General features: G+C 71.0%; 16 protein-coding genes, 1 pseudogene and 1 riboswitch. Of the genes and pseudogenes, 7 read left to right on the plus strand and 10 right to left on the minus strand.

The window, feature by feature from the left end; all coding sequences use genetic code 11:
- Nucleotides 1-23 precede the first annotated feature (23 nt).
- A pseudogene (locus AB0B45_RS01800) lies at nt 24-197 on the minus strand (response regulator); the annotation flags it as partial.
- Nucleotides 194-1,345, minus strand: coding sequence for a histidine kinase (locus AB0B45_RS01805; protein WP_358123782.1), 1,152 nt, complete (start codon nt 1,343-1,345; stop codon nt 194-196). The gene AB0B45_RS01805 and the pseudogene AB0B45_RS01800, both read right to left, overlap by 4 nt.
- A gap of 222 nt (nt 1,346-1,567) precedes the next feature.
- On the opposite strand from AB0B45_RS01805, the gene AB0B45_RS01810 reads away from it, so the two are divergent.
- From AB0B45_RS01810 to AB0B45_RS01825, 4 genes are all read left to right on the plus strand, one after another.
- Nucleotides 1,568-2,602, plus strand: a complete 1,035-nt coding sequence (locus tag AB0B45_RS01810) for a DUF418 domain-containing protein (RefSeq protein WP_358123784.1) — start codon at nt 1,568-1,570, stop codon at nt 2,600-2,602.
- Nucleotides 2,603-2,941: 339 nt separating this feature from the next.
- Complete coding sequence (locus AB0B45_RS01815) at nt 2,942-3,505, plus strand: toxin-antitoxin system HicB family antitoxin (protein WP_358123786.1); 564 nt, start codon at nt 2,942-2,944, stop codon at nt 3,503-3,505.
- 54 nt (nt 3,506-3,559) lie between these two features.
- Complete coding sequence (locus tag AB0B45_RS01820; protein ID WP_358123788.1) at nt 3,560-4,354, plus strand: DUF4097 family beta strand repeat-containing protein; 795 nt, start codon at nt 3,560-3,562, stop codon at nt 4,352-4,354.
- Entirely contained in the window at nt 4,351-4,554 is a 204-nt protein-coding gene (locus tag AB0B45_RS01825; RefSeq protein ID WP_358123790.1) for a hypothetical protein, read from the plus strand. Before AB0B45_RS01820 ends, AB0B45_RS01825 begins: the two co-directional genes overlap by 4 nt.
- 378 nt (nt 4,555-4,932) lie before the next feature.
- On the opposite strand, the gene AB0B45_RS01830 is transcribed toward AB0B45_RS01825, so the two are convergent.
- The 4 genes from AB0B45_RS01830 to AB0B45_RS01845 form a co-directional block, all read right to left on the minus strand.
- Nucleotides 4,933-6,021 carry a glycosyltransferase family 4 protein gene (locus tag AB0B45_RS01830; protein ID WP_358123792.1) on the minus strand — a complete coding sequence of 363 codons (1,089 nt, stop codon included), beginning with the start codon at nt 6,019-6,021 and terminating at the stop codon, nt 4,933-4,935.
- 124 nt (nt 6,022-6,145) lie between these two features.
- The gene (locus AB0B45_RS01835; protein WP_358123794.1) at nt 6,146-7,369 is read right to left on the minus strand and encodes a M48 family metallopeptidase; all 1,224 of its coding nucleotides are present in this window, start codon (nt 7,367-7,369) and stop codon (nt 6,146-6,148) included.
- Nucleotides 7,366-8,181 carry a hypothetical protein gene (locus AB0B45_RS01840; RefSeq protein WP_358123796.1) on the minus strand — a complete coding sequence of 272 codons (816 nt, stop codon included), beginning with the start codon at nt 8,179-8,181 and terminating at the stop codon, nt 7,366-7,368. The genes AB0B45_RS01835 and AB0B45_RS01840 overlap by 4 nt, the downstream gene beginning before the upstream one ends.
- Nucleotides 8,182-8,251: 70 nt before the next feature.
- Complete coding sequence (locus tag AB0B45_RS01845) at nt 8,252-8,809, minus strand: C40 family peptidase (protein WP_358123797.1); 558 nt, start codon at nt 8,807-8,809, stop codon at nt 8,252-8,254.
- Nucleotides 8,810-8,831: 22 nt separating this feature from the next.
- A riboswitch (cyclic di-AMP (ydaO/yuaA leader) is annotated at nt 8,832-8,974 on the minus strand.
- A gap of 321 nt (nt 8,975-9,295) precedes the next feature.
- Between AB0B45_RS01845 and AB0B45_RS01850 the strand changes: the two genes are divergently transcribed.
- Entirely contained in the window at nt 9,296-10,201 is a 906-nt protein-coding gene (locus AB0B45_RS01850; RefSeq protein WP_358123799.1) for a LysR family transcriptional regulator, read from the plus strand.
- On the opposite strand, the gene AB0B45_RS01855 is transcribed toward AB0B45_RS01850, so the two are convergent.
- Nucleotides 10,165-11,115: an NlpC/P60 family protein gene (locus AB0B45_RS01855; RefSeq protein WP_358123801.1), complete on the minus strand. Its 951-nt coding sequence runs from the start codon at nt 11,113-11,115 to the stop codon at nt 10,165-10,167. The two genes, AB0B45_RS01850 and AB0B45_RS01855, sit on opposite strands and share 37 nt — an antisense overlap.
- Before the next feature lie 107 nt (nt 11,116-11,222).
- On the minus strand, nt 11,223-12,500 hold the full coding sequence (locus tag AB0B45_RS01860; RefSeq protein ID WP_358123803.1) for an NYN domain-containing protein: 1,278 nt from the start codon (nt 12,498-12,500) through the stop codon (nt 11,223-11,225).
- Nucleotides 12,501-12,668: 168 nt separating this feature from the next.
- Between AB0B45_RS01860 and AB0B45_RS01865 the strand changes: the two genes are divergently transcribed.
- On the plus strand, nt 12,669-13,697 hold the full coding sequence (locus tag AB0B45_RS01865; RefSeq protein ID WP_358123805.1) for a phosphotransferase family protein: 1,029 nt from the start codon (nt 12,669-12,671) through the stop codon (nt 13,695-13,697).
- Here the strand turns inward: AB0B45_RS01865 and AB0B45_RS01870 are convergent.
- Both AB0B45_RS01870 and AB0B45_RS01875 read right to left on the minus strand, forming a co-directional pair.
- Nucleotides 13,692-14,342, minus strand: coding sequence for a response regulator transcription factor (locus AB0B45_RS01870; RefSeq protein ID WP_358123807.1), 651 nt, complete (start codon nt 14,340-14,342; stop codon nt 13,692-13,694). The two genes, AB0B45_RS01865 and AB0B45_RS01870, sit on opposite strands and share 6 nt — an antisense overlap.
- Nucleotides 14,339-15,508, minus strand: a complete 1,170-nt coding sequence (locus AB0B45_RS01875; RefSeq protein ID WP_358123809.1) for a histidine kinase — start codon at nt 15,506-15,508, stop codon at nt 14,339-14,341. The genes AB0B45_RS01870 and AB0B45_RS01875 overlap by 4 nt, the downstream gene beginning before the upstream one ends.
- Before the next feature lie 111 nt (nt 15,509-15,619).
- Here AB0B45_RS01875 and AB0B45_RS01880 point away from each other — a divergent pair, with 111 nt between their 5' ends.
- Nucleotides 15,620-15,841 carry a hypothetical protein gene (locus AB0B45_RS01880; RefSeq protein ID WP_358123811.1) on the plus strand — a complete coding sequence of 74 codons (222 nt, stop codon included), beginning with the start codon at nt 15,620-15,622 and terminating at the stop codon, nt 15,839-15,841.
- Nucleotide 15,842 lies beyond the last annotated feature (1 nt).

Here is a 15,842-nt window from a genome sequence, read left to right on the forward strand (position 1 = left end):
GCGCATAGCGCCGTCGTGCGTTGCATCTGGACGTCCACGAGGCACACGTCCGGGCGCAGCCTCCTGGCCAGGGCGACCGCCTCGGCGCCGTCCGAGGCCTCGGCGACCACGCTGATGTCGGGCTGGTCCTCGAGGATGATCCGCAGGCAGCCGCGGATCATCGCCTGGTCGTCGGCCAGCAGGACCCTGATGGTCATGGGTGCTTCCGCGCGGGCACGGGCAGGGTGGTGAGCACGGACCAGCCGGCCCCTGGGCGCGGGCCCGCGCGCAGCGTGCCGCCGAGCGCCTCGAGGCGCTCACGCATGCCGACCAGGCCGAAGCCGCCGCGGTGGTGGTACCGGGTCCTGACCGGCGGAGCGTCGTCGACGACCTCCACGGTGACAGCTTCCCGATCTTGGGCGACGCTGACCGTGACCGAGCGGGCATGCGGGGCGTGGCGGGAGACGTTGGTCAGCGACTCCTGGACGACCCGGTAGACGGTGCCCGCCACTTCTGGCGGCCAGGCCGATGCGTCCTCGGGGAGCCGCAGGCGCACGGCGGGGCCGTGATCGCCGAAGCGTTCGACCAGTTCGCTGAGCCGTTCGGGGCCGGGCGTCGCGGGGGCCGCGTCGTTCTCGTCGCGCAGCAGGGCGACGACGCGGCGCGTCGCCGCCAGCGCGTCGGAGCCGGCGGCCTCGATGTCCGCGAGTGAGCCGTCCACCGTCTCAGGGTGCTTGCGGGCGACGAGGCGGCCGGCCTGAGCCTGGAGCACGATGCTGGTGATGTGGTGGGCGACGACGTCGTGCAGTTCCCTGGCCAGCGTCAGTCGCTCGTCGCGGCGTACCTTCTCGGCGATGGCCCTGCGGCGGGCGTCGAGCAGCCGCGGCCACAGCCCGATCGCGACGGCGGCGAGCCATCCCACGCCGTTCAGCGTCGCGACGGCCTGGTGTGAGGACGTGGAGGTCAGAGCGGCGAGCAGGCTGCCGGCCACCACCGCGAACCCTCCGGCGGCGACGGCGACGGCACCCGGGGCGGGGAGAGCCCTGATCGCGGAGCCGATGAGCACGGACAGGCCCAAGGCCATGGCGGGGCCAGGCTCGGCGGGCAGATGGGCGAGGCGGGCGATCAGGACGGCGGCCGCCGCGACGGCCAGTCCCGCGACGGCCGCCCTCGCCGGGTCGCTCCGGCGCACCAGGGCGCAGGCGCACACCACCGCCCCGGCCGCGCAGTCGAACCGCCAGTATTCGCCACCCCAGCTCTCCGCGATCCTGAACGCCCAGAAGGCGAGCGCCACGGCGAACACGGCGCCGAGCCCGACGTCGGCCGCGATCCCTGCCCGCCCGGCCAGAGTCTCCCGAACATTCACATCGTTCAGGCTAGAGATCTCCACGCGCACGCTGAACCGGCCGAAAGTACGGTCGCGGACGGCCGATCCCTGCTTTCAACCGATGCCGGCACCGGGCGGCCGCCCGCAGGATGAGGCCCCATGCCATATGAAGATCTCCCCTCCGGCGCTGAGGGCCGGGGCCCTGACCAGGTGTTGAGGCAGTCGCCATGCTCTGGTCCACTGCCATCCGCACCTCCCGCGGTGCCGGGTCACCGGCTCGGGCGTCCCCCCGCCCCCGGAGGCCACGCGACGACCTCCCCCGGCCGGCCGCGCATCTCGGCGCTCGACGTCCTGCGCGGGTTCGCGCTGTGCGGGATCCTGCTGGCCAACATCCAGCCGATCGCCAACATCGGCAGGGTCGTCGTGCAGCGTTCGGCGACGCCGGAGGAGGCGTGGATGGGGCTGCTCGTCGAGCAGCGCTTCTTCCCGATCTTCTCCCTGCTGTTCGGTGTCGGCTTCTCGCTGCTGCTGAACTCCGCCTCGGAGCGCGCCGCCCGCCCGCGGCTGCTCCTGCTGCGGCGGCTTCTGGTGCTGCTCGCGATCGGCCTCGCACACCGCGTGCTGCTGTGGCAGGGCGACATCCTGACCGTCTACGCCATCGTCGGCCTGCTGGTGCTGCTGCCCTCGACCTGGCTGCCGCGGTGGGCCGTGGCCGGCCTCGCCGCCGTGCTCATCCCGACGTCGTTGATCTTCACAGGCGGCTTTCTCGCGCTGGTCCCCGGGCTGTTCCTGCTGGGCTCGGCACTGACCCGGTACGGAGTGATCGACCGGATCGAGCGCTCCACCGGGGTGCCCGCCGTACTGGGCCTGGTCCTCGCCGCGGCGGCCGCGCCTCTCCTGTGGCTGCAGGAGAACGGCGACCCACTCGACTCGGCCTTCGTCCTCCCCTTCGCCGCGGCCGGGCTGCTGGTCGCGGGGGTGTACGTCTGCGCCCTGCTGATCCTGCTCAGGACGCCGCTCCGTACGGCGCTGCGGGCCGTCTTCGCACCGCTGGGCCAGATGGCGCTGACCAACTACCTGACCGCCACGATCCTCGTCCTGGCGGTCGGTCGCGTCCTCGGCAGCCCGCCGGAGAGCTGGTCCTTGACGACGGTGTGCCTGATCGCCGGCGCCATCCTCGCCATCCAGTGGCTGTGGTCCACCCTTTGGCTGCGCCGCTACCGCCAGGGCCCCCTCGAATGGCTCTGGCGCTGGGCCACCTGGGCCCACCGCCCACCCCTCCGCCGCACCCCCTGACCCGTTCAAAGCCGCACCTCCCCGACCGCCGCACATGACCTACGCCACACCAGAAGGCCGCTTGTTCGGCGGTGACATGAGCTGAGATCTCCTCACCGCGGTGACGCGGCCGTGCCGACGACGTCAGTGGCCGTGACCTGCCGCTCAGGTGTACGGCCACGCGGTCCGAAGGACGGCCGGACACCCGCGTCGACGCCTGGGGATCTCCTGCGAGAAGGCGGTCAGGCCGCTCGATCGGACGCCCGAACGCGCATGGCGCGACCACCTCGACGACAAAGGCCGCATTCTCTGACGTCACCCCCTCTTGCGATGACGTCACCTTGATGCCATGATGACGTCATGGATCTGACGCAGTACATCGAGAACCTGCGGCGCGAGTTCGGTGACGCGGCCGAGGCCGCGGGGCCCGAGGCCCGCGCCACGGCGGACCGGCTCACCGGTCTGCTGGACTCGGCGCTGCGGCTCACCCTCATCGAGGTGCTCTCCGAGGCCGCCGACGAGCTGACCAGAGAGATCGAGCCGGGCGTCGTCGATGTGCGCATCCGCGGCAGGCAGCCCGAGTTCGTGGTCACCATGCCGAGCCCTTGGCACGCGGGCCCGCCCGGCGCTCCACAGCCTCCCGGCGCCCCGTTTCCACCCGCCGCGCCTGTGCCGCCAGGAGCGCCGCTTCCGCCCGCACCCCCTGAGCCGCCCGTCCCGCCGGGCGACAACGATCAGGGCACGGCCAGGATGACGCTCCGGCTGCCCGAGGCGCTGAAGGCCCGCATCGAACGGGCCGCCGCCACCTCGGGCGTCTCGGTCAACGCCTGGCTGGTCAGGGCACTGTCCGGCGCCGTGTCCGAGCCCCAGCCGCAGGGCCCGCCGCCCACCATCGGCCGCCGTATCAGCGGCTGGGTGAGCTGACAGCTCTCTTCTCTCTTCTCTCTCTTCCTCTCTACACACCGATGGAGTTTCGTCATGCCCGTTTTTCCCACACCCGATCCCGTCTCCGTACGCGTCGACTTCCCCGCAGGCCACCTGCGGGTCACCGCGTCCGACCGCGATGACACCCACGTCGAGGTACGGCCCGGCGACCCCGGCAGCACGACCGACGTCGAGTACGCGCAGGACGTCCTCATCGAGCACACCGAAGGGCTGATCACCGTCAAGGCTCCCGACCGGCAGCGACTCCGCAGGACGCCCTCGCTCGACGTCACCATCGCCCTGCCCACCCGGTCCAACCTGCGGGTGATCACGGCGGCGGCCGACGTCATGGCCACAGGACAGTGGGGCGACGTGAAGGTCAACTGCGCCTCAGGTGACGTCGACGTGGCACACGCGAGCAGGATCGACGTCAAGGCCGCCTCGGGTGACGTCAGATGTGACGTCGTCGAGAACGACGCGGTCATCGACGCCACCTCCGGGTCCGTCCGGCTCGGCACTGTCCACGGCACCACCACCGTCGTCACCGCCTCCGGCGACACCGTCATCGGTCACGCGGGCGGCGACGTCAACAGTCGCACCGCGTCAGGGAGCCTGGACGTCGGCGGCATCGGGCACGGCAAGGTGACCGCGAAGACGGCCTCCGGTGACATCACGATCGCGATCCCCAAGGGGTCGGCGGCGTGGCTCGACGTCTCGTCGCTGTCCGGGCGGGTGAGGTCCGAGCTGCAGCAGTCAGGAGAGCCGGCCGAGGGCGTCAGCGCCGTCGAGGTACGCGCTCGCACGCTGAGCGGCGACATTTCCATCGTCAGAGCGGAGGGTTCCCGATGAACGACCAGATGTGCCACCTGTACGCCCAGTCCGTGCACCAGGACCGCGTCGCGGAGGCCGAGCGCCTGGCCGCGCTGCGCGCCCACCGGGCCTCCCACCGAGGCACCATCCGTCACACGATGGCGCTCGGCCTGCACCGCCTGGCCGACTCCATCGACCCATCCCGCCCATCGCGGATCCACCCCTCCCCTTCCCACTGACCCTCACGGGGCCAGACCCCACCGCACCCGCCCCGCTCCACCCCACCGATCCCAACCACCTCTCCAAACGCCCCACGCCGCCTCGCCGAGCCCCCCGGACCCACCCCCTCCACCGGACCAACCCGACCGAGCCCCTCGGACCCGTCACACTCGACCAATATCGAGCGACCAGGCCACGTGTCTCCTCCGGCAGCCGCCTTGCGACCCCACTCGGCACGTCCCACCGGATGGACCGCCTTCCAGCAGGCCGGCCGTTCCCTATCCAACGCGCCCATTCCCGTGCATCGAGCAGGATCCCTTCGATCTCGATGCCGCGCAGGCCCCGTCCGGTCCGCGATTCACCCGGGGCAGCCTCGAAGGTCCGGTGAGGTGGAGCGGTCACAGGAGGGTGCGGAAGCGGGAGGCGACGTGCTGCCAGTCCCATTCGCTCGACACCCACTCCCTGCCCCGCTCCCCCATCTTCCTGGCCCGTTCGGGATCGCCCAGCAGGTCGATCAGCGCCCCCGCCACCTCGTCCACCGACCTGCCGTCGACCACGAGCCCGGTCTCCCCGTGCCGCACCGCGTCGGGAGCCCCACCGGACGCGCCCGCGACGACGGGCAGTCCGGTCGCGGAGGCTTCGAGGAACACGATCCCCAGCCCCTCGACGTCGATCCCGCCCAGCCGTGTCCTGCACGGCATGGCGAAGACGTCGCCCACCGCGTAGTACGAGGGAAGCAGCGAAGGAGGCACGACCCCGGTGAACCGCACCGACTCCCCGAGGGGCGCGGCCATGCGGGCCAGCCGACGGCGGTCGGGCCCGCCGCCCACGATGAGCAGCACCGCGGAGGGGACGGCCCTCAGCACCAGTGGCCACGCCCTGATCAGTTGGTCCTGTCCTTTGCGTGGCACGAGCCTGGACACGCACACCGCGACGGGCCTGCTGTCGAGTCCGAGCGACCGCCGCAGGTCCGCTGCATCCACCGACGGGTGGAAGAGGGACGGGTCGACGCCTGGCGTGAGCCGTACGAGCTTGGCGGGAGGCACCACCCCTGCGAGCCTGGCGTGGGTGTAGGACCCCAGGTAGGTGACCACGTCGGCGTGGGCACCGATCCGCCGCATCAGCGGGCGGAAGAGCGGCGAGGACTCGTGCCCGTGGGTGAGCATGACGATCCTGCGCGCTCCGGCGGCGCGCAGGCTGGGGGCGAGGAGGCCGAGCGGGGCGGCGGCGCCGAAGACGACGGTGTCGGCGCGGTGGGCGGCCACGAGCCTGGCCGCCCTTCGAGCCACGGCCACCGTGGGAAGCATGAGTGAGGTGGGGTGCCTGACGACCGGGTACGGCTGCCGCCGGTCGAACTCCTCACAGCCGCGCCACCGTGAGGCGTAGACGAGGACGGAGGGGGTGCGGAGCGCGAGCCCGTGCACGAACGACTGGATGCCGCCCGGCCGGGGAGGGAAGTCGTTCGTGACGACGAGGACCCTGGTCATGGGCGAACCCTGGCCGCCGGGCCGAACCCGAGGACAAGGCGGGAAATCCCGCGTGCGGAACGAACCATGGTCACACGAAGAGCCCTGGTCACAGGGAGAACCGTGGTCACGGGACCGGGCCCGCTCACGGGGCGTTCATGAGCTCCCATGAGCGGGCCATGGCGATGCGCTGCGGTGCGGTCGGGTGCGAGGCATAAAGCACATATTCCACGACATCAGGCGACAAGTCCGAAATGTTGGTAATGGCAAGCCGCTTTTGCATGGAGATGAACGTCTCAGGGTCTCGGGTGAGGTCGAGCGCGTGCAGGTCGGCTCTGGCCTCGATCTGACGGCTGACGACGTTCTGGGCAGGCCCCGACAGCACGGTCGCCAGCGACAGGAAGCCCATGATGGCGCCTACCGTCAGCGGATCCGAGAGCGGCCGCCGCCACAGCGGAGCCAGGCAGAACAGCAGCACCACCCCGAAGGCGGCGCCGAGCCCGCCCACGAGCGTGCCGTTGAGCACGTCGTTGTACTTGGCGTGCCCCAGCTCGTGCGCGATGATCAGCTCCACCTCCTTCTCCGGCGCGGCGAGCAGCGTGTCGTAGACGACGATCCTGCGCGTGGCGCCGAACCCCGACACGTAGGCGTTCAGCGCGGTGGTCCTGCGGGAGGCGTCGGCGACGAGCACGTCCTCGACGGGTACGTCGGCGCGCTCGGCCAGGTCGAGCAGGTCGGTACGCAGTTGTCCCGCGGGCATCGAGGTGAAGTCGTTGAAGAGCGGCTCGAAGACGATGGGATAGATGAACGAGGCGCCCACCGTCAGCACGAACGCGCCGACGGCCGCGGGCACCCACCAGCTCTTGAAGCGCCTGGCCAGACCGACGATCACCAGCACGATGACGGACAGCAGCGCCACGCGCACGCCGATGCCCTTCAGTCTGTCGCCCGTCCAGCTCCCCCAGTTCTGGGTGGAGAGCCCGAAGGCGCGCAGCTCGGTCTCGTACCAGACGCCGAGCGGCCAGCGCAGCAGCTCGACGACGGCGGTCAGCACGACGACGCCGAGGATGACCCGCAGCCACCACGGCCCCCTGAGGCTGCCGAGCAGGCGCTCGCCGAGGGGCGTGGCCACGAGCAGCCCCGCGAACACGATGGTCAGCCCGAGCGACAGGTAGGCGGGCGCGCTGGTGGCCGCGTCGAAGGCGCGGGAACGGGCGATCTGGGCGGCGGTGAAGTCCCGTGCGGGATCGGGTGGTACGGAGGGACCGTCCCGCATGAGGTCCCATGGCGTGGTGAGCGCCACGACCGCGAGGATCGCCACTCCGAGCACCACCAGCGCGATGCCCGCCCGCCGGTCCAGCCACCTCATCGGTTTCCCCCCACGTCGGTCAGCTCGTTCCGGACATACTCCCGCCAGTGCGCGGCGAGCGTGCGGACCGACAGGCCCAGTGGCTCCAGCGCCTGGCCGAGATCCTTTCCGGCAGCCCGATAGTAGAGGTCGACGAGCGCCTGCCTGCCGTACCTGGTGGCGATCAGGCGGCAGGCCAGCCACGCCTCCTGGTAGACCTGTGCGAGCCGTGGCGAGCCCGGCGCGAAGTCGGCGTCGGCGGGCAGCGAGGAGGGGAGCCGGCCCGCGCGTGCCTCGGCCGTCAGCTCCGCCGCCGCGACCGGCGTGCCGAGCCCGGAGCGCAGGTAGCCGACGTAGTCGGCGAAGCCCTCCCGCAGCCACACCGGCCGGCCTTCGGCTCCGGCGGCCACGTGGGTGAGCTCGTGGGTGAGGACGACGTCGCGGCCGACAGGCGTCAGCCGCGCGAAGGCGCCGGGCAGGACGATCACGCGGCCCGCCGAGGCCAGCGCGGCGAGACCTTCCACGGGTCCCGTGCCCGCGAGCGCGGCCGCCTCCGCGGTGGTCGAGGGCATCAACACCAGCGGCCGTACGGCACGCCGCAGGACGGTGGAGACGGTGAGTGCCGCCGTGTCGGCCCTGGAGGCGAGGTCGCGGAGGAGGGCGGCCTCGGCGTGGTGGCCGACGACGAGCGAGCGCTTGCCGTACGCCACGGTGACGCCCGACTCCCACAGTCCTCTGGCCGCGGGCGGCAGCCACCGCCCCGCCGACCCCGCCACCGTGCAGATCACCGGGCAGGCCAGCGCGGCCGCCAGCAGCGTTCTGCGGGTCACCACGGCTGCGATGCTAGCCCGGACAGGCCAGAGCCCCGTCCGAGGGGGGATGGACGGGGCTCTGGACGTCCGGCTAGGCGCCGGGGCGAACCGCGCCGGCGAAGGAGGCCTTGCGCCAGCCGTTGAGCTTCTCGATCCGCACGGTCTTGCCTGTGCTCGGCGAGTGGATCATCCGGCCGTGGCCGACGAACATGCCCACGTGGCCCTTCCCGCGAAAGAACATCAGGTCACCTGGCTTGAGGTTGCTCCACGTGACCTTCTTCTTGATGCGTGCGTACTGGCTGTACGTCACGCGCGGGATCTTGATGCCGGCCTTGGCCCAGGCGTACTGGACCAGTCCTGAGCAGTCGAAGGCGCCCGGTCCCGTGCCGCCGAAGCGGTAGGGGTCGCCGAGCTGCCTTCTCGCCATGGTGACGGCCTTGGTGGCCTTCACCCTCTGCCGAGCGGTTCTGGTCTGCCGCTTCGCCTTGGACGTCGACGCCGCGGCCGTCTTCACGGCGCTCACCGTTCTCACGGCGGTCACCGCCTTCACGGTCACGGTCGCCTGTGCCGTGGGTGCGTGGAGGACGACTCCTCCCATCGCCGCCACGACGCCGCTCAGGGCAAGGCAGGACAGACGGGTTTTCTTCAAGGGGGTAGACAGAACGTCTCCTTGGGACTTCCACGAATGCCTACCGGGTTAGCTGACGGGTTCGGGCGTGGAAGTCGCCCTTCCGGCCTTCAGGCCGGATTCACCCCAGGAACGTGGTTCCCCGGCTCCGTGCTCCATGCCGCACGGACTCGGCAGGTCGACCGCGCACGCCTGTCTGGGGGCTCGGCGCGGCGACCAGCGGATCTTTATGCGTGCACACCGGCCACATCGGGGCCGGTGGACGTTGCCTGCGCCATGGCTTGGTCGCCGCGAAGCGAGAAGGTACCCGGATGCCCAACGGCAGGCAAAGCCGGAGTAAAGATGTCAAGATCACTAACCCATACTTGTCAGAACAGGATCCGCTGCTCCACGAAGTGTTTCGTTATTCGAATGTGACCCTACTCACACTTGCATAAATGCCGACTTGTCAGGTCCCATCTGTCACTTCAGTCACACCCGTAACATCAGCGAAAAGAGGGCCTTCGCATGCTTGATGGGTGGGCGTTGCGCGTCCTGCTGGAGGTCGGACGGCGCGGCTCGTTCTCGGGAGCGGCCGAGGCCCTGTCAATGACCCAGCCCGCCGTCTCGAGGCAGATCGCCACGCTCGAACGCCGCGTCGGCGTCACGCTCTTCCACCGCCGTCCCAGAGGCGTCCAGCCGACCGAGGCGGGCCTGGCGGCCCTCGAGCAGGCCGAGGCCGTGCTCAACGGGATGAGCCTGTTCGAGACCAGGTTGCGGGCCTTCACCACGGCGGAGGCAGGCAGCGTCAGGGTCGCCGCCTTCCCCAGCGCGGCCACCTGGTTCGTGCCCGAGAGCTTCCGCCGCTTCGCCGCGGCGCGCCCAGCCGTCGAGCTCTCCCTCACCGTCGGCGGCGAGGGCCTGCTGGAGGGCACGATCGACGTCGCCCTGCGCACCTCGTGGGATCGCGCGCCCGAGCCGGGGCTCGAGGTGCTCGACCTGTTCGAGGACGAGCTGCTGGTCGCCCTGCCCGCCGGGCATCCGCTGGCGGCGGCCGAGCGCGTACGGCTGGCCGACCTGGCCGCCGAGCCATGGGTCGACGGCACCCACCCCGACTGCCTGGGCCCGATCGCGGAGCTGGCGGCCGCGATGGGCGGCGCGCCGAGGGTCAACCACCTGTGCGACGACTGGAACGGCCGTCAGGGCCTGGTGGCGGCAGGCGTCGGCGTGATGCTCTACCCGTCGATCGCGGGCAGGGCCGTACGCGCCGACATCAGGCTGGTGGAGCCGTCGCCGCGGCTGCCCGCCAGGCGGATCAGCGCGGTCTTCCTGCCTTCGCCGGGCCGCCCGCCCGCAGTGAGCGCCTACCTGGGGGTGCTGCGCGAGTTGAGCGAGAACTACGGGCGGATGGCGCCGACGAGCCGCCCGCCGTAGGAGGACATCGGGACGACCTTCACGACGTCACCCGTCTGGGGCGCGTGCACGATCTTGCCGCCGCCCGCGTAGATGCCCACGTGTCCGAGACCGGAGCTGAAGATGAGGTCGCCGGGCTGCAACGAGTCGAGGGAGACCCTGCGCTTGGCGCCCCACGCCCACTGCTCCCAGGTCGTGCGCGGCAGCGACACGCCGCCTGCCCGCCACGAGGCCTGCGTCAGGCCCGAGCAGTCCCAGCCGCCGGGTCCCGTCCCGCCGTACTGGTACGGCTTGCCGATCTGCGCGTAGGCGAAGCTGAGCACGGAGGCGGCGTTGCCTGAGGCGGAGCCGGTGTACTTGAGGCCGGTGCTGTTCGGGTTGCCCACCTTGTAGGCGCCGAGCTTGCGCAGCAGCTTCTCCTGCTCCTTGACCAGTTCGAGGATCTTGTCCTTCTCCGACTTGACGTCGTCGCGCAGCTTGTCCGCCTCGGTGAGCGCGCCCTGGGCCTGCTCCTTGTCGGCCTTGAGCTGGCGGTTCTCCTCGTCGAAGGCGGCGAGGGTCTGCGCCCGCTCGGCCGTCATCTGGTCCATGAGCGCCATGCCACCGAGGGTCGCCGTGGGGTCGGCGTCGCTCAGCATCGAGGTCCACGAGATTATGTCGGCGCCCTGGTAGGCGTTGACCGCCATGCCGACGACCTCGGCCCGCAGGCCCGCCACCTTGGCCAGCTTGCTCTTGTATCTGTTGTTGAGGCCGGTGAAGCTCTTCTTGGCCTTCTTGTACTTCTCCGTGGCCGTGTTGTACCTGTCGACGACCTTGTCGGCCTTGTCGTTGAGCTTCTCGAGCTTGGCCTTCGCCTGCGCGATCGTTGGTTTGGGATCGGCGACCGCGCCGTCCAGAGGCAGAAGAAGAGCCCCTATCGCGAGACCCGCAGCCACCGGTATCCGGCCAAACCTCACAGCGACACGCCTCCCAGTGATCACGCCTGGGGCGAAATAGTACAGAAGCGTTGCCTACGAGCTCAAAATGTCGCCCAATTCGTGACCTAGGCTCGGCCAAGTCGGCGCAGGAGCAGCGCCGACTGCACGGGCCGCGCGCCCATCCTGCGTACCGACTCGGCCACCTCGCGGTCGGAGGAGACCACCGCGATCGCCCTGCCCTGCGGCTCGGCCCTGACGAGCTGGCGGATCAGGTCGTCGGCGATCTCGCCGGGCGCGCTGAACATCACCCGCACGCCGCGCGGCGCCACGACCTGCACGGGCGCGTTGAGCTCCGCGCCGTCGAAGACCACGGTCACCTCGACCCTGGTCTGGGCGACCAGGCCGCCGAGGCCGGTCATCAGCCGGTTGCGCTGGTCGGCGAGGGTGAGCGTGCCGTACCCGGTCTTGGTCACGTTGTAGCCGTCGATGATCAGGTGGACCTGCGGCAGCGCCAGCAGCTGGTCGAGCAGCTGCGGGTCGTCGTCGGCCAGCGCTCTGGCGGGCACTCCCCGCACGGTGGGCGCGCCGGGGGCGACGGCGGCGACCGAGTCGGCGGGCCTGCTGATCGTGGTGGGCAGCGCCAGCTCCCTGCGCAGCCCGGCCGAGGCGTCCTGGAGCGCGTCGAGCAGCACCCTGATCCTGGCGTCCTCGATGCTGCGGCCCTCGCGAGCGGCCCTGCGCGAGGCTTCGAGCTGCCGCTCGACGTCGGCCAGGCGCTCCTTCATCCGCCGCAGCTCCGACTCCCCCGCGCTGCCGGCCGTGGACGCGGCCAGCTTGGCCTCCTCCGCGACCTGGACCATGTCGGCGGCGTGCCGGTCGGCGGCCTTGAGCCGCTCCCTGGCGTCGTGGAGCTTTCGGCGCAGGTCGGAGTTCTCGGCCCTGGCGGCCTTGAGCTGCTCGCGCAGCCTCTCGCTCTCTTCCTTGGCCGCGGTCTTCTGGGCGGCCAGTTGCTCGCGCAGCCGCGTGACCGTCGCCTCCTGGGCCGAGCCTTCGGCCGCCACGGCCGACTGCTCCAGGTCGGCGCGGGCCATCTCCACCATTTCCGCCCACCCGGGCGGCCTGGTCAGATAGGCTGCGGCCGCTACAAGCACGGGGTCAGCGGCGGGCGGCACGTTGCCCTCGGCCAGCGAGGCGACCAGCTCGGGCCAGCCCTTCTCGATCGACTCGGCGACGGCCTCGCGGAACTTCTTGTCGTTCTCCAGCTGGGCGGCGATGGGGGCGCTGCCGAGTTTGGCGCGTTTGCGCGGGTCGAACTTCGCGATACCGCGGAGCGGTGTCGGTACGGCGGTGGCGGGCATCGTGCCGAGCAGCTGCGCCGCCAGATCCACCACATTGAGCCGCACCTGCTCAGGAAGTGGACGAGACAGGCCTTCACCGGCTGAGCTCATCCCACTGCCTCTCAACTGACCCTTCGCGATTGTCCTACTCACCAAGAGTAAGGCTGTCACGCACATGTCCGTGTCGTGACTCACATATGGACAAGCGCTTGGTTGGAGATGTACGACAGGTGCGTGACCGAGCAGATGCGCACCTCCACCAGGGACCTGGATGACCTGCGCGAGCGGCTGAGCGCCTGGCTGGGGGACGACGTGTCGCAGCTGTCGCGCCCCTCCGCCAACGGGATGTCCAGCGAGACCCTCTTCTTCACCGCGGGAACGACCAGGTGCGTGGCCCGCCTCGCGCCGGCTCGGGAGGCGGTGCCCGTCTTCCCCACCTACGACCTCGGCACCCAGTTCGAGGTGATGCGGCTGGCCAGGGAGAGGGCGGGAGTGCTCGCGCCGAGGACGCTGCGGTTCGAGCCGTCGGCAGAGCCGCTCGGCACACCCTTCTTCGTGATGGAGCGGGAGGAGGGCGAGGTACCGCCCGACGTCCCGCCGTACACCTTCGAGGGCTGGCTGCGGGAGGCCGAGCCCCCCGACCGGCGGCGGCTGCAGGACGCCACAGTCGCGGTCGCCGCCAGGCTGCACGGCGCGGAGTTCAGCGACGCCGAGCTCGCGCCCCTCGGCCGGCGCGGGCTGCGGGCCCACGTCGACGCGCAGCGCGCCTACTACGAGTGGATGCGCGGCCCGAGCCGCATCCCGCTGCTGGAGCGGGCCTTCGACTGGCTGGAGGAGCACTGGCCGGACGAGCCCGGCCCTGACGTGCTGACCTGGGGCGACGCCAGGATCGGGAATGTGATGTACCGCGACTTCACCCCCGTGGCGGTCCTCGACTGGGAGATGGCGGCGGTGGGCCCCCGCGAGCTCGACCTGGCCTGGATGATCTTCCTGCACCGGTTCTTCCAGGACCTCGCCGAGGTCTTCGAACTGCCGGGACTGCCCGACTTCATGCGCCGCGCCGACGTCTGCGCCACCTACCGCGACCTGTCCGGCCACACGCCGGAGAACATGGACTTCCACGAGGTGTACGCCGCGCTCAGGCACGGGATCGTCATGGCCCGCGTCTGGCAGCGCCGCATCCACTTCGGCGAGCAGCCCATGCCCGACGATCCCGACGACCTCGTGCTGCACCGCGCCCTGCTGGAACGGATGCTGTCATGACTCCGAGTCGTGGACCAGCAGCGCGATCTGCACCCTGTTGTTGAGGCCCAGCTTGGTGAGGATGCGGGAGACGTGCGCCTTGACGGTCGCGACGCTCATGTAGAGCTCGCCGCCGATCTCGGCGTTCGACCTGCCCTGCCCGACCGCGACCGCCACCTCGCGCTCACGCTCGCTCAGCCGCGCCAGCAGGGAGCGCGCCCTGTCCCGACGGCTGCCCGCGCCGCCGTCTGCCACGTGGGAGATGAGCTGCCTGGTGACGGCCGGCGACAGGATCGGCTCCCCCGAGGCGACCTTACGGATCGCGGCGACCAGGTCGGCGGGCGGGATGTCCTTCAGCAGGAACCCGGCCGCGCCCGCCCTCAGCGCCCGCAGCACCTGCGCGTCGGCGTGGAAGGTGGTCAGCACCACCACCTCGGGCGATCCTGTCGTGGCGCGCAGCGCCTCGGTGGCCGACAGGCCGTCGACCCGCGGCATGCGGATGTCCATGAGCACCATGTCGGGGCGGTGCAGGGCGACCATCTTCGGCACCTGGTCCCCGTCGGCGGCCTCGCCCACCACCTCGATGTCGCCCGTGCCGCCGAGGATCATCGACAGCCCTGCCCTGACGAGCGCGTCGTCGTCGACGATCAGCACGCGAATCTTCATGTCGGCCACGGCAACCATGCTTCCAGAACGAAATCACCCTCGGGCGTACGGCGGTGCTCCAGCCGTCCGCCCGCCAGTTCGGCCCGCTCGGCCAGCCCTATCAGGCCCGTCCCCGTGCCGGGGATGGCGGACGGCCAGCCGATCTTGTTGCGCACCGCGATGGTCAGCCCCTCTTCCTTCCCGCCCGTCACGGCGACCAGGACAGGTGCGCCGGGCGCGTGCTTGCGCGCGTTGGTGAGCGCCTCCTGGACGATCCGGTAGGCGTTGCGGCCGAGGCTCTCCGGCGCCTGGTCGGCCTCCATCCGGAGCGTCACCTCCATGCCCGCCTCACGCGACTCCTCGGCCAGACTCGCCAGGTCGGCCAGCGTGGGCTGCGGCCGCTCGGGCTGGATCTCCCCCTGGTCGCCCGGCTGGCGCAGCACGCCGATGACCTCGCGCAGGTCCTGCAGCGCCTGGTGGGCGCTCTCCCTGATCGCCCCCGCCGCCTTGGCGATCTGCTCGGGCCGCGCGTCCGGCCTGAACTCCAGCGCGCCCGCGTGCAGGCTGAGGATCGAGATCCGGTGGGCGAGCACGTCGTGCATCTCGCGGGCGATGCGCTCGCGTTCGAGCCGCCTGGCCTCGCGCCCCGCCACCTTGGCCTGCTCCCTGAGCGAGTAGACCAACTGCCGCCTCGACCTGACCACGATCCCCCAGCCGAACACCAGCAGCACGAGCATGAAGCCCACCCCCGCCGACCACACGGGGCCGAGCTCTTCGTCGGGGCGCCACCACGACAGCGGGAGGAGCGTGACCAGGTTCAGCCCGAGGAGGATGCCGGAGATCTTGAAGGGGCGGTGCACGGCGACCGTGAACAGCGCCACCGCGGCCGCCCCGCCCACCATGACGAACGCGGTCGACACCAGCGTCGTCACGACCGACAGCGTGACCGGCCACCGGCGGCGCAGCCACACCGACGCGCACGTGAGCGCGCCGAGCACCTGCTCGCTGATCCGCAACGGCCTGGCCAGGCCGTCCAGGTCGGGCAGCGTCAGCACGGCCAGCCCGCAGGCGACCAGGAAGATGACGATGTCGACGATCCAGTCTCGGGTCGAACGGCGCACTGGCCGCCCCTCGTCGGGGTCGCCGAGCAGGACCGAAGGCAGCAGCCACCGGTACTCCAACTTCATGTCGCCCCACGTTAGGGCCTCCCTTCGGCACGCCGACAGCGACCAAAGTCGATGCCGGTCTCAACCTCCGGCCGACGCCCCGGCCCCCGTCCGAGCCGGAGGCTTGACGGCATGAAGGCAATCCTCGAAGTGGTCGGAGCCCTGTTCCTCATCCAGGGCATCGGCGGTGTGGTCAACACCGTCCTCGGCTGGTGGGGCTGGGCGCACAACTTCCTGATCATCAACCGCCTGCCGTTCCTCGACGGCTACGAGGTCTTCGCCGGCATCGGGCTCGGCGTCCTCGGTTTCGCGCTGCTCGCCGCGGCGGGCTCCATGAAGAAGCAGGCGAGCTGAA

This window comes from Nonomuraea sp. NPDC049152, from assembly GCF_040648355.1.
In the GTDB taxonomy this organism is placed as follows: domain Bacteria; phylum Actinomycetota; class Actinomycetes; order Streptosporangiales; family Streptosporangiaceae; genus Nonomuraea.

What these genes read in the sequence shown, in the direction of transcription:
- AB0B45_RS01815 (WP_358123786.1), top strand. Translation starts at nt 2,942, where the DNA reads ATGGATCTGACGCAGTACATCGAGAACCTGCGGCGCGAGTTCGGTGAC.
- AB0B45_RS01820 (WP_358123788.1), top strand. Translation starts at nt 3,560, where the DNA reads ATGCCCGTTTTTCCCACACCCGATCCCGTCTCCGTACGCGTCGACTTC.
- AB0B45_RS01825 (WP_358123790.1), top strand. Translation starts at nt 4,351, where the DNA reads ATGAACGACCAGATGTGCCACCTGTACGCCCAGTCCGTGCACCAGGAC.
- AB0B45_RS01830 (WP_358123792.1), bottom strand. Translation starts at nt 6,021, where the DNA reads ATGACCAGGGTCCTCGTCGTCACGAACGACTTCCCTCCCCGGCCGGGC.
- AB0B45_RS01835 (WP_358123794.1), bottom strand. Translation starts at nt 7,369, where the DNA reads ATGAGGTGGCTGGACCGGCGGGCGGGCATCGCGCTGGTGGTGCTCGGA.
- AB0B45_RS01850 (WP_358123799.1), top strand. Translation starts at nt 9,296, where the DNA reads ATGCTTGATGGGTGGGCGTTGCGCGTCCTGCTGGAGGTCGGACGGCGC.
- AB0B45_RS01870 (WP_358123807.1), bottom strand. Translation starts at nt 14,342, where the DNA reads ATGAAGATTCGCGTGCTGATCGTCGACGACGACGCGCTCGTCAGGGCA.
- AB0B45_RS01875 (WP_358123809.1), bottom strand. Translation starts at nt 15,508, where the DNA reads ATGAAGTTGGAGTACCGGTGGCTGCTGCCTTCGGTCCTGCTCGGCGAC.
- AB0B45_RS01880 (WP_358123811.1), top strand. Translation starts at nt 15,620, where the DNA reads ATGAAGGCAATCCTCGAAGTGGTCGGAGCCCTGTTCCTCATCCAGGGC.